Source organism: Corynebacterium tuberculostearicum (assembly GCF_013408445.1).
Taxonomy (GTDB): Bacteria; Actinomycetota; Actinomycetes; order Mycobacteriales; family Mycobacteriaceae; genus Corynebacterium; species Corynebacterium tuberculostearicum.
On sequence record NZ_JACBZL010000001.1, the window covers coordinates 1,618,439 to 1,631,095 of the forward strand.

11 protein-coding genes are annotated in these 12,657 nt (G+C 59.6%); 1 reads left to right on the forward strand and 10 read right to left on the reverse strand.

Annotation, left to right across the window (positions count from 1 at the left end; genetic code table 11):
* Positions 1-105: 105 nt before the first annotated feature.
* The 7 genes from BJ985_RS07525 to BJ985_RS07555 all read right to left on the reverse strand — a co-directional run bounded on the left by BJ985_RS07525 (position 106) and on the right by BJ985_RS07555 (position 9,163).
* A complete protein-coding gene (locus BJ985_RS07525; RefSeq protein ID WP_179387092.1) occupies positions 106-1,506 on the reverse strand; it encodes an NAD-dependent succinate-semialdehyde dehydrogenase in 1,401 nt (466 codons plus the stop codon).
* 21 nt (positions 1,507-1,527) lie between these two features.
* Positions 1,528-2,673: an HNH endonuclease signature motif containing protein gene (locus BJ985_RS07530; protein WP_236587126.1), complete on the reverse strand. Its 1,146-nt coding sequence runs from the start codon at positions 2,671-2,673 to the stop codon at positions 1,528-1,530.
* 160 nt (positions 2,674-2,833) lie between these two features.
* Positions 2,834-3,847, reverse strand: a complete 1,014-nt coding sequence (locus tag BJ985_RS07535; RefSeq protein ID WP_150850360.1) for an alpha/beta hydrolase — start codon at positions 3,845-3,847, stop codon at positions 2,834-2,836.
* Between the two features lie 137 nt (positions 3,848-3,984).
* Positions 3,985-5,679: an arabinofuranosyltransferase AftB family protein gene (locus tag BJ985_RS07540; protein WP_179387093.1), complete on the reverse strand. Its 1,695-nt coding sequence runs from the start codon at positions 5,677-5,679 to the stop codon at positions 3,985-3,987.
* Between the two features lie 53 nt (positions 5,680-5,732).
* Positions 5,733-6,713, reverse strand: a complete 981-nt coding sequence (locus BJ985_RS07545; RefSeq protein ID WP_005325409.1) for a decaprenyl-phosphate phosphoribosyltransferase — start codon at positions 6,711-6,713, stop codon at positions 5,733-5,735.
* On the reverse strand, positions 6,706-7,221 hold the full coding sequence (locus tag BJ985_RS07550) for a phosphatase PAP2 family protein (protein WP_005325407.1): 516 nt from the start codon (positions 7,219-7,221) through the stop codon (positions 6,706-6,708). The genes BJ985_RS07545 and BJ985_RS07550 overlap by 8 nt, the downstream gene beginning before the upstream one ends.
* Positions 7,211-9,163 (reverse strand): glycosyltransferase, encoded by a 1,953-nt coding sequence (locus BJ985_RS07555; RefSeq protein WP_179387094.1) that lies wholly within the window; start codon positions 9,161-9,163, stop codon positions 7,211-7,213. Before BJ985_RS07555 ends, BJ985_RS07550 begins: the two co-directional genes overlap by 11 nt.
* A 106-nt stretch (positions 9,164-9,269) precedes the next feature.
* On the opposite strand from BJ985_RS07555, the gene BJ985_RS07560 reads away from it, so the two are divergent.
* Positions 9,270-10,532, forward strand: coding sequence for a hypothetical protein (locus BJ985_RS07560; protein WP_179387095.1), 1,263 nt, complete (start codon positions 9,270-9,272; stop codon positions 10,530-10,532).
* Here the strand turns inward: BJ985_RS07560 and BJ985_RS07565 are convergent.
* From BJ985_RS07565 to glf, 3 genes are all read right to left on the reverse strand, one after another.
* Positions 10,529-11,116, reverse strand: a complete 588-nt coding sequence (locus tag BJ985_RS07565) for a three-helix bundle dimerization domain-containing protein (protein WP_179387096.1) — start codon at positions 11,114-11,116, stop codon at positions 10,529-10,531. The two genes, BJ985_RS07560 and BJ985_RS07565, sit on opposite strands and share 4 nt — an antisense overlap.
* 76 nt (positions 11,117-11,192) lie before the next feature.
* Entirely contained in the window at positions 11,193-11,381 is a 189-nt protein-coding gene (locus tag BJ985_RS07570) for a hypothetical protein (RefSeq protein ID WP_005325400.1), read from the reverse strand.
* 40 nt (positions 11,382-11,421) lie between these two features.
* On the reverse strand, positions 11,422-12,618 hold the full coding sequence (gene glf, locus BJ985_RS07575) for a UDP-galactopyranose mutase (protein WP_179387097.1): 1,197 nt from the start codon (positions 12,616-12,618) through the stop codon (positions 11,422-11,424).
* Positions 12,619-12,657 lie beyond the last annotated feature (39 nt).

Sequence of the window (12,657 nt, forward strand, 5' to 3'; positions counted from 1 at the left end):
CTTTCCGAGGGTTCCCCTCCCCCGGACCGATGCCTGCGGCGTGAGCTGTCTATCGTGTGCTCAAGTTTAAGTTGAACTTGAGACTTACGCTAGACTGACACGCCGCTACATTGCCGGGGAGTTGCCCGGGTTATCCTGTCCGCTCACGCGGTACAGGTGCTCGTTGACAAACTCGCCGACGCCCCAGCGTGCCAGCTCGCGGCCGTAGCCGGAGCGGTTCACGCCACCGAAAGGCAGGCCTGCTGCGGTTACCGACGCCTCGTTGACAAACGTCATGCCATCGTTGAGCTGGTTTGCCACCTCGAATGCGGCATCTAGGTCGGTGCCCCACACGGAGCTGGACAGACCATACTCCGAGTTATTGGCAATCTCGATAGCCTCTTCAACGTCCTTGGCCTTGTAGACAATAGCCACAGGGCCGAAGATCTCGTTGCAGCCTACGTCGGTGGATGGGTCGACGTCGGTAAGCAGCGCAGGCTCCATGTAGGCGCCCTCGCGGTCAATCTTCTTGCCGCCTACGCGAATCTTGGCATCACCATTGGCCGCGGCCTTTTCCAGGCGCTCCACAATCTCATCGCGAGCACCGATGGAGGACAGAGGACCAATGTCGGCATTCTCGTCGTCATAAGTGCCGACCTTCATGTCCCCAATCTTCTTCTCCAGGTACTCCACGGTGCGGTCGTAGAAGTCCTCCAAAACGATGAGGCGCTTTGGCGCGTTGCAGGCCTGGCCGGTGTTGTACATGCGGATTAGGTTGTACTGATCCAGTACCCACTCTAGGTTCTCATCATCAATAACCAGGAACGGGTCGTTGCCGCCCAGCTCCAGCACGGACTTCTTGTAATTTTCACCGGCGGTCTTGGCCACGGCAGAGCCCGCACCCTCCGAACCGGTCAGCGAAACACCCTTGATGCGCTTATCCGCTACAAAGGCATCCATCTGGGAACCGGAAGCGTAGATGTTGATGTACGCATCCTTCGGCAGACCAGCCTCTTCCAGGATGTCCTGGCACGCCTGGGAAGACAACGGGCAGATGGAAGCGTGCTTGAGCACAATGGTGTTACCCAGCAGCAGGTTAGGCGCCGCGAAGCGGGCCACCTGGTAGTACGGGAAGTTCCACGGCATGATGCCGAGCAACGGGCCGATCGGCTCCTTGCGCACTACGGTCTTGTCGGCATTCTGTGCCGGCAGGTACTCGTCGGCAAGCAGCTCGTGCGCGTGCTCGGAGTAGTAGCGGTAAATATCGGCAACAATCTGCACCTCGGCCTTGGCCCAACGGGTCAGCTTGCCCATCTCGCGGCCGATGTGATCCGCTAACTCATCAATGCGCTCTTCATAAAGATCAGCTGCGCGGGACAAAACCGCAGCACGCTCCTCGATGCGAGTGCTCCGCCATGCCTCGTAGGCCGCGGTGGAGCGGTCTAAGATGTCATCGCGCTGCGAATCATCGATACGTTCAAACTGGTCTTCACTCTTGCCTGTGCTTGGATTCTCAATAGCGAACATGGGCCCCTGTATAGTCCCGACTCACAAACCTTGCAATGGCCCCCTCCTGAGCTTGAGGAATCGCTCCCACGTCAGCTTCCAATGAATACTCCGGGGCGCCAATGGACCTGCAGCTCGGTCCACCTCATAGGTGCCATCCTCAAACATCCAGACAATATCTCCGGTAAACGGGTCCATGATGTATCGCACCCGACCATCCGTCTTCACGTTATGGTGATGCTGACACAAGCTCACCAGATTTCCCACACTGGTAGGTCCTTTGTCGCCGTACTCCACGCGGTGATCCACTTGACAATAGTGTGCTGGCATCGAGCACCCTGGCCACCGGCAGGTCGCGTCCCGTCCCTGCACCCAGGCACGGATTTCTTCTGAGGGGACATACTTTTTGACGTCCTCGGCGGTTAGAGTTCGCACCGCAGAGTCATGTGCTAAGTCCTCCCCCAGATCGCACCATCCCGCGCTAGGAATGAAGACGCGGGAAGGATCCTCCCCGGTGCGATAGGTGTTAATCACCACCTTGGTGCTTGTGCGGTTGAAGATCAGATTTTCCAGCGCCTCCGCCTTTGAAACTCCCTCTTGTGCTGCCGCTTTATCAATATGTCTAGAAATTGCCGCCGCAGTGGCCTTATCTGTCTTCAACACAATCGTGGCCTGTCCACCCGAATAGGACACCGACACTGCGCGCTCGATCTGCGCCGATAAATCTGGCTTCAGCAGCCCATCAATGAATCCACGCAGGAAATTTCGGATTTCCGGTTCCGTCGGCACGTGCTGTCCCGGGTCTTTGGGCGTGAGGAAATCTGCCAAGGCCGCATCAACCAGTTGGACCTGCGCTTCGTCCTCGCCGAGGGGGCGCAATTCCACGTCAATGACCTGGAGTCGCGGAAGGTCCAAAATCCAGTGTTCCGTTTGCACTGCGGTAGTAAGCGGCAGCTCGCGCATCCGAAAGTGGGCTTGGATTGCACTTGATACCCGCCATCGCGAAAGACCGAGTCTCTTGGACAATACGGCCAGTGTGCAATCAACGTCGTCTTCTAACTGTGGCAACACTGCCTGGAACAGTTGCCATGATTGAATTCTTTGCACCATGGCCATGACACACACGGTGTCTTCCATGTCATTGGTAGAAAAATACGCCTGTTTTGGTGGTGCGGTAGCAGTAGTCACGAAAGCTCCCCCTCTAAATAGATTCGCACACCCAATCGAACTGACACCCATAGATTAACGCAACGCCGAGACACCCGCAATAGTTAGACGCATATTTGTTCGATACCCGCCGCAAAAGAAAATCCCCCTTCCATCAGGAAGGAGGATCAGGCCGCGAGAATTACCAAGCGTTCATAACGTTAAGTACCTGTGGCTTAGAGCGGTTGAGCTGGTAGCCGAACTGTTCCCAGTTGTGCAGACCCTGTGCTGGGTAGTCCACGGTCGGGTTCAGGCCCTGCAGGCGAGCGGCGCCCTCCCACACGCGGGTGGTGATATTGGAGCCGAACTCGAGTGCAGCACCTGCCGCTTGGTGCTCCGGCAGGTAGTGGCTATCGCCGGCGCCTGGGACACCAGAAGCTGCGGAGATGTACAGGTTGGTATTGCGCAACTGCGGAATAAGCAGCAGCGGATCGTTCTGGAAACGCTTCGGGTTAAACAGGGAACCGTACATAGCGTTGATGTTGAATCCGCCCGCATCCAGCATGGCAAAGCGCATCATGGTCTGAGCGCCTGGGACCGTGGTGGTCAGGAAGCCGGAGTAGGACAGCGCCTGACGGAACTGGTTCGGGTGCTTTGCAGCCAGGGTCAGTGCAGCACCGGCGCCCATGGACAGGCCAGCAATGGAGTTGTTGTTGCGGGCAACACCGAAGTTGCGCTCCAAGTAGCCAGGAAGCTCGCTAGTCAGGAAGGTTTCCCACTTGTAGTTGACCGGATTTTCCAGGTCGTAGGTAGCAGGACCCTGCCAGTCAGCGTAGAAGGAAGCGGCACCACCGACGGGCATAGCGAGGGTGATGTTGTGCGGCTCGTAGGTCTTGGCAGCATTAACGTCATTTACCCATGCGTTAGTGCGATCGGTGGCACGCAGGCCATCTAGCAGGTAGAGGGCAGCATTGCCGCCGCGCTTTGCCGGCTGAACCTGCACCGGAATGGTGCGGCCCATAGCCTGGGACCATACGTCGCAACGCTGGACCCACCAGCCAACCTTGTCCCACTCACACGTACCAGTGGCGTCACGGCGCAGCCAGTCGCGGTTGGCTGCCTCTGCCGGCTGGGAACCCGCCACGACGGCCAGGCCCAAAGCTACGGCAACTGCCATGATGACTGAAAGGACGCGACCCTTGATGGATGCAGTCATCTTTCTCCTTCAAACTACTCGGTGATTGTCACTAAGTTCTATCGTCCGGAACCTGTATACCGTTAACGTCACGGATCGATAACAATGTCACAGAATAGTGTAACTTAGGTTCTCCCTAAAGTCTGCATTTAAAGGGATTAATGCAGGTAGTCAGAGGGATCAGAAGAAAAAGTGAGGGTCCGGCCATCGGTCAGGGAGAATTTAATATTTTTCCAGAAACGGTCCCAAGTTAGGGGTTCCCTGTATGTGGCGAAGAGTTTCTGAAAATCGGCGTCGGCAAGCGCGGCGCGAGCCTTGGCTGCCTCGTACTTATCAATCCACGCCGGGATCTCGTCAATATCGGCCGCGGAATCTGCCACCTGCCACGACATATCCAAGCTCTTGTCGTGCCCAATGCGTCCGCCCTCGATGCGCGGCTGGCGCGCCGCCAAAGGGTTGCTGAGGCCGATATTGTCCAGCACGCGAATATCCAGCGGCGCATTCATGGAAGACAGGCCCAAATTGAGCAGGTAAACGGTCGGCGGATCGGTGCGCGAAGGGTCTGCAGGCGTGGCCGTCCACGAGAACCTATCTTCGCCCTTGATATAGCGGAAGGTCATGGCGTCGCCGGCCTCTAGCTCGTCGATGCCCTCCTGGTAGTCCTCCATAAACTTGGCGCCGAGGAACTCTTCAGCGCGCATGGGCGGGTCCTGGCGCTGGGTGGCATAGGTCCAGAAATCGCGCTCGTCCACGATGGAGATCTCATCCGCATAGATGCTGCGATCCACCGGATGTCCGCGTAGAACGATAACCAGCGCCCACACCGCGCAGAGGACGGAGACGATCCACATGCGTACACTAACGACAAAGATCGGAAGCAGAATCGCAAAAAGTGGCAGCAGCAGCATGCGGCCGTGCATAAAATCTCCGCCCACGCGCAAGACGTAAAGCGTATGGATGAGCGCCGCGCCCACAAAAAGATACGTGGCAGTGGCGGTGGAGCGCAGAGCGGTGGGCCGCAGGTCCGCCTTCCATAGACCGGCAATGGCCAGCACGATGAGCGGCAGGAAGAGCCAGTACGGTCCGGCAAAGTCCGCCAGGTAGGTAAAGCCCTTGTCCCATTCGGAACCCGCCGCGGACTTGGCCACGGCCGTGTGCGGGGTCAACAGGCCGTAGTAACCCATGCGGAAAATCTCATAGGCCAACGGCAGCGGCACTGCGACGGCAAGAATCTTCCACCAGCGGTGGGATACGAGCAGCGCGATTCCCACCAGGCCGCCATACAGGGCGAGCTCCGGGCGCACCAGCCAGGACAGCCCGGCCCAGAAGGCGAGCCAATAGGCTTCGCTATTACTCCCGGAGTGGCGGCGCGGGCGCGACCACCGCAGCAACAGCCACCACAGCACCGCAAGGTAGAAGATGCACAGGCCCCATTCCAGGCCGGAGGTAAAGAAGTCGCGGGCCGGTGGCAGGGCCACATACACAAGTGCGCCGGCCGGAAGGACGGCGCCAGAGCGCATGCTTGCCGACGCCCCCGTGCCGACAACCATTGCCGCTACCGCCAGGATAAGGCCCAGGTAAATGGCGATGCCTTCCAAGTTTGCGTGGGAGACCCAGCGCACAAGGAAGATGAGGTACTGCCACAGTGTGGAAGTATTGGCCTCCACGCGCTCGCCCATATTGAACACGGGCCCGTTTCCGGCTTCGAGATTGCGCACGGTGCGCAGGACGATGAGGCCGTCATCGGAAATCCAGCGGCGGGCGAAGCCGCCCCAGAAAGATAAAACACCGATCACAAGAACGGCCGCTGGGGTACTCCAGCGGGCGATACTCTTGTGGTCGGTGTTAAGCACGGGGAGAAAGTTTATCAGCCCCGCAGAAAATTTCTACATCGTTTCCGCTGTGTCTAGAACAACGGCATGATATAAACCGCCATGGCAATGCAGGCGAGCCAAGCCAAAGCGAGAACCTGCAAAGTGCGGTCCTCCAGTGCAATCTCGTCCGGTGCGCCACCCTGGCCGCGGTCCACATCGGCCGCGTAGCGCAGGATGGCGATAGTAAACGGCACCATGGAAATCTGGTACCACACGCCACCGGTCTGGGCGTCGTTAGCAAGCTCGAAGCCCCACAGGGTGTAGCAGATAACCACCGCGGTGGCGGCTAGGGTCCACACGAAGCGCAGGTAGGTGGGCGTATAGCCCTCCAGGGACTTGCGGATTTTCGCTCCGGTTTGTTCTACCAACAGGATCTCCGAGTAGCGCTTGCCGGAGGCCATAAACAGCGAGCCGAACGCCGCCACCAGCAGGAACCACTGGGACAGCTCGATGCCTGCGGCTACGCCACCGGCCATGGTGCGCAGCATGAAGCCGGAAGACACCAGCGCAATATCGATCACCGGCATATGCTTCCAGCCAAAGCAATAGCCCAACTGCAGCGCGATATAAATCGCCATCACGATAGCCAGCTGCGGGCCGGCGGTGGCAAGGAAAGACAGGCCGATGGACAGGCCGATGAGCACCACGGCCATGACATAGGCGAGCTTAATCGGCAGCACGCCCGAGGCAATCGGGCGGAAGCGCTTGGTCGGATGCTCTTGGTCCTCGCGCCAGTCCTTCGCATCGTTAATCAGGTAGATGGAGGAAGCGCCGAGGCAAAAGACGACGAAGGCCAAGAGGACGTCGAGAAGCACACGGCCGTGGAATAACGCATCGGCGCCGGCCGCGGCGGGGGCGGCCAGCACCAGGACGTTTTTGACCCACTGCTTGGGGCGCAGGGCCTTAATCATGCCATCGGCAAGATTCTTCGGCGGCTTGCGCTTGCGGCCGGTATCTACGCCGGAGGTGTGCGGTTCCGAATGGAAAAAGTGCTGGTTTCCATCATCACTCATGCTTCATTCCTTTCATCACGACCTCCGCGGTAGCAGCGCCGATGGCCGCACCCACGGCCGTGTCTGTTGGATAGTGCACTCCGAGCACCATACGCGATGCCATCATTACCGGCACGCCGAGAAGGGGCGCCTTGCGGCCGGTCAGGCGGCTTACCGCCACCAGGAATGCGGTGGTCGAAGTCGCGTGCGAGCTAGGGAAAGACAATGTGGAGGGCGTCTTTACCCCCACGCGCACGTACGGATAATCCGGGCGCTTGCGGCGCACGATGCGCTTGAGCACCACACTGGCGGCGTGCGCGAGGAAGGCGGCGGCCCCAACACGGACCCAGCCTTCGCGGCGGCGCTTGTCGATGCCCGCCCCTACCGCAGCGCTGCCCATCCAACCTAAGGCATGCTCGCCCCAGTGGCTAAGCCCGCGGGCGGTGGGAAGTACGCCGGGCACGTCGAAAGCCGCACCCTGGATGGACTCGAGGACGCGCGATTCGGCTACGGAAAGCTTATTGGGCATCGAAGACCTTCTTCCACGACTCGCGCGAGGTCAGCTCCGGCTGGGCCGCGCGGTATTCGGCGCGCAGGTCGTCGAAGTTCTCTTCGATTTCCTTCAGCAATTCGCGGGTCTGGGCCACGAGGTCCTTAGCTAGGTCGCGATCACGCTTGCGGAAGGCCACGCCGGTGCCACCCGCGGTGGACACGGTGGCCGAATCTACGCGGGACAAGGTGAACCAGCGGGCCTCGTCCGGGGTGAGGTTGAGCTGCGGCGCCTCATAGTGCGCAGCGTCTTCCTTGCTGACGAGGTGCTTGAGACCCTTGATGGCCCACGGGATCTTCTTAATCTTGGCCAGGCGGCCGCCGACATTGCGGGTGGGCACGCCCGGCGCGCCGGTGGGAGCCGGGAGCTCATCGGCGGATTCCAGGATGACGGCATCGGAGTAGTTCTTGCGGATCTGCGCGATGCGCGGCAGCGAAGACTCCAGGATGTCGAAGAGATGGTCCGGCCCGGCCAGGAAGTCTCGCATAGCCTCAATCTGGATGGCCATGGTGGAGTATTCCATGCACATGGTGTGCTTGAGAGTGGACTTAAAGATGGACTTGGTAATGCCCTTGGCCGGCCCCTCGTGGTACATCGCGGCCACGATGAGGCGGTTGCGCAGGTGGAAGTAGGCCTGCCAGTCAATGGCATCGTCCTTATCCGCCCAGGCCATGTGCCAGATAGCGGCGCCCGGCCAGGTCACCGTGGGGAATCCGTTGCGCGCCGCGCGCAGGGAGTACTCGGTATCGTCCCACTTGATAAACAGCGGCAGCGGCTGGCCGTTGGTTTCTGCCACGATGCGCGGGAAGAGGCACATCCACCAGCCGTTGTACTCCACGTCAACGCGGCGATGCAGCGCGCGGGAATCGTACTTCTTGGGATCCAGGTGAGTCTCGCGGGTGCCGATGGCGCGCAGCGGGTACTTGGCAAAGTCGTGGTCGTAGACGGCGTGCGGCGCCGCGCCCCACATGAAATCGGCACGGTTGACCTGCTCGCCGGTGGTGCGCAGCTGGGAGCGCTCCTGCAGGTTGAGCATCTGGCCGCCGACGATGATGGGCTTGGCCGCGTAGCGGGCCGCCTGAACCGCACGCAGCACGGAGTCCGGCTCGATGGCGATGTCATCGTCCATGTACAGGATGAAGGGCGATTCGGTATTTTCCAGCGCCTCGTACATGATGCGGGAGTAGCCGCCGGAGCCGCCCAGGTTGCCCTGGCGGAATTCGCGGAAGCGCTCACCAAAGTGGGCCACCGCCTCGTCGTAACCCGGCTCATCGGCCGGGTGCTGGTTGCCTTGATCCGGCATGAGGACGAAGTCGATGATGCCGTCGACTACCGGGTCCTCGGCCAGCGCCTTGAGCGCTGCCACGGCATCGGTCGGGCGGTTAAAGGTGGGAATACCAACCGCCACGCGCTTGTCCTGCGCCGGCTGCTCGGTGCCGTCCGGCAAAAGCTGTGGGCCGGGGGCATGGGGGGAGCACCAGGCGGCGTCGGCAAGCGTGGTTTCCTGCTCGGCGGTGATATCGAACCACAGCCAGCCGCCATCCTCGAAGTTCTTAAGCGGCAGCTCGAACTCGTGGTGGCCGGTGCCTACCAGGTGGTTGGCCACGGAAATGCGCTGGCCATCCTGCTTGGAGCGGTAGAGGGAAATATTTGCTTGACCCTCAATGTCCAGGCTGAGGATTACGGAGCGCAGCTGGGACCAGCGGCGCCAGTAGGAGGCTGGGAAGGCGTTGAAGTAGGTTTCAAAAGATGCTTCCTCGCCGGCCGGGATGGTGACGGAGGTGCGGTTAAACCAGCTGAGGCGTTCGCGGTTTTGCTCGGCTTCGATGAGGTAGAGCATCCGCACATCAAAGGGCTCGCCGCGCTTAGGCAGCAGGATGCGCTGCAGGGGCTCATGGGCCTGGGTGTTGTTGGCAGTCACGATAGCTTCGATTCTCCAAACGGTATAAACAGTAGTCAGCGATTTAGCGTAGTTGCTTTTGCATAAGTACTACGGTTTACACGCGGAGCCCGTATTATGGAACATCATGAGATGGGTTCCTTGCGCGGCAGCAGTGGGTCTTCTCGCTGTAGCCAGCGCGCCCGCCGCTATCGCAGAGGAAAAGCCCGCGGTGGAGTTTCTGGACCACGCCCAAATCCTTAGCACTTCGGACGAAGAGGCCATCAAATCGCAAGCCCAGTCCATGCATTTGCCGGATTCCGTGCACGAGGTCCTCTACGCTACGTACCCGAATTCGGGCGAGGAATTTTCCCGCACCCTGTTCCATGACTTGGAACGCGAGCATCCACAGTTCATCAGCGGAAGTGGGCTACAGAAAAATGTGCTCGTCATCGCGGTAGGTTTTGAGCCCAATAGTATGGCCGTGCACTGCGGCACAGAGGTGTGCCAGGACATCAAGATTTATGACGAAGGCCGCATGGACGGCATCTTGGACCAGATGCGGCCGGCGCTGGCGGACGATGACTATACCGTCGGCATGATCCTAGCGACGCGTGCCGCCGCGGATACCACCGTGCGCCGGCAATATACGCAGGATGTGCCCACGTGGTCCTTATTCATCGCAGCCACTATGGTGCTCGTGGTTCTGGGCGCGGTTGGCCTCATTTCCTACTTGTTCATCCGCCGCGCCCGAGTGCGCACGCGCTACGATTATATTAAGGGCGCTCGCGACGGGGCTGAGGAGCTCATCAAGCGCACGGAGACACGGATTGACGCCCTGCATTCCCCTTTGGCGGGCGACTACCTGAAGGTACAGTGGCGCTCTCTGGTCAATCAGTACACTGATGCGCGGCCGACGCTCAAGGCGCTGGAGGACATCCAAGACTATTCGCTTCACGCTGCCTCCATCAAGGAGGCCTACAAAGCGCTCAAGCAGATCAATACGGCCGCAGCGCAGATAGATTCCCTGGAAAGTTTCTGCGACGGCGATACTGCGGTGCGCGCGGGCGAGGTGCAATGGCTGCTTGGCGACGCCCAAGCGGCCCTCTCTCGCCAGCCCGACAACGCCAGCCTCCGCGAGATGACCCAGCGAGTCAGTAAACTATCTCAGGACCTTTCGCGGGATGACTTTGACTTCGCCTTCGCTCGCCTCTTAGAGGACTACCATCCCCTGGTCGGCGCGCTGCCAGAACGGCTATATCCGCAGCGCGACCGCAAAACTCCCCCACTCCTGGGCACGCCGGAATGGCGCCCCGGTATGGGCACGCACTACATGCCCTATAGGTTTGCGGGCTTCTGGGTGGCTAATAATAACGTCTCCTCCCAGCTGCCCGACCCGTACCGCTTCTAGGCGTTGACCGGTTCGGCTACCGGGTCAATGCCCAGCTTGTTGAGCATGTAGAGTACGCGGGCTTCGAGGTCATCAGCCAATTCGCGCGCCTCCTCCACGGTATCCGCAGCAGGAATATCCCAAATCTTGATGTCCTTGCCCGCCTCATCGCGCTCTACCTCGCGGCCCAAGAACACGATGTAATCCGGCATCGCTACCGTGCGCACCTCGTCGAGGTACTTATTCGGGGCCTCACCCATGCCGCGCTCGTTCATGACGTGGGCAAGGTGGCCTTCCGCTTCGTTTTCTGGGTGAGCAACGGCGGTATCTACAAAGAGGGCCTCGCCGGCGTGCTTGCGGGTAAGTTCCGCTGCGGCTTGGGCCAGCGCATTATTGGTACCGGCAGCAAAGCGAACGTGCAGGCGGTGAGCACCGAAGTAGTCGCGCACCTCACGCTCCACCAAAAGCGGCACGAATTCCTCGAGCTCCGCCTTCTTGGTGTGCTTGGCAATAACCTCATCGAGCTTGGCATCGATTTCCGCGGCCGTGTACTCGTGGCCGTAGTTCTCGTGCAGATCCTGGCGCAGGGTTTCAAACTGGTTCATTGTTATCCCCTTTCTCGGATTATTGTCCCGTTTGCTAATTGTTAACCTGTCGTTAACTTTAATGGTTAACGTTGGGTTAAGTCAAACGGTTGGGAATGACCCAATAGTTTTCTGCACCAAAAAGCGGAAAGGCCCGCCGGGAGTTCCGGCAGGCCTTCTTGGACTGTTCCTTCTTTTTATCGGGAATGCGCGATGCGCGGCTACGCAATTTCAGGTGCTCCTGCAGCCGCTCCGGCGACATTTTCCACATGCGGCGGTCAGCCATGCCGTCACCTCCTTTCTTCAGAGGTGATCAAGCATAGCGCTTAGTGGCCACGCTCCTGCTCAATAGCCTTGCCCTCGTTCCAGAAGGGCGCGAGCTTATTATCAAACATGGACAGCGCTGAACCGATAGCCATGTGCATATCCAGGTACTGGTAGGTACCCAGGCGGCCACCGAAGAGAACCTTATTGTCCTTCGACTCCTGGGCGGCGAGCTTACGGTAGGCCTCCAGCTTGGTGCGATCCTCTGGGGTATTGATTGGGTAGTACGGTTCATCGCCCTTATCGGCAAAGCGCGAATACTCCTTCATAATGACCGTCTTATCCTTCGGGTACTTATCCTTGCGCTCCGGGTGGAAGTGGCGGAACTCATGGATGCGGGTATAGTCCACGTCCGCATCGTTGTAGTTCATCACCGGGGTGCCTTGGAAGTCGCCGGTATCCAGCACCTCCAAGTCAAAGTCGAGGGTGCGCCACCCCAGCTCGCCCTCGGCAAAATCAAAGTAGCGATCCAATGGGCCGGTGTAGACCACGGGCGCATCTGGGGACTCAGCACGCAACTCATCGCGCACCTCGAACCAATCAGTATCCAGGCGGACCTCAATATTGTCGTGGTCAGCCATGTTTTCTAGCCATGCCGCGTAGCCGTCGACCGGCAGACCCTCATAGGTGTCGTTGAAGTAGCGATTATTGAAGGTATAGCGCACCGGCAAGCGAGTGATATTCGCGGCCGGCAGCTCCTTCGGGTCGGTCTGCCACTGCTTCGCGGTGTAATCGCGGATAAAGGCCTCATATAGCGGGCGGCCGATGAGCGAGATGGCCTTTTCCTCCAAATTTTGCGCTTCTTCCGGGGAGAACTCGCCGGCCTGATCCTTAATGAGCTGGCGAGCCTCATCCGGGGAGTAGTAACGGCCGAAGAACTGGTTGATAAGACCCAGGCCCATCGGGAATTGGTAGGCGGTGCCATCGTGCATGGCAAAGACGCGGTGCTGGTAGTCGGTGAAATCGGTGAACTTATTGCAGTAATCCCACACGCGCTTATTAGAGGTGTGGAAGAGGTGCGCGCCGTACTTGTGCACCTCGATTCCGGTGGTGGGTTCGGCCTCGGAGTAGGCATTGCCGCCGAGGTGATTGCGGCGCTCCACAATGAGCACCTTCTTATCCAGCTGGCTAGCGGCGCGCTCGGCAACCGTTAGACCAAAAAATCCAGAGCCAACAACGATGAGGTCATAAGAAGTCATGGCCTCCACTTTATTGCACTACGGCAGCTGACACGGCGC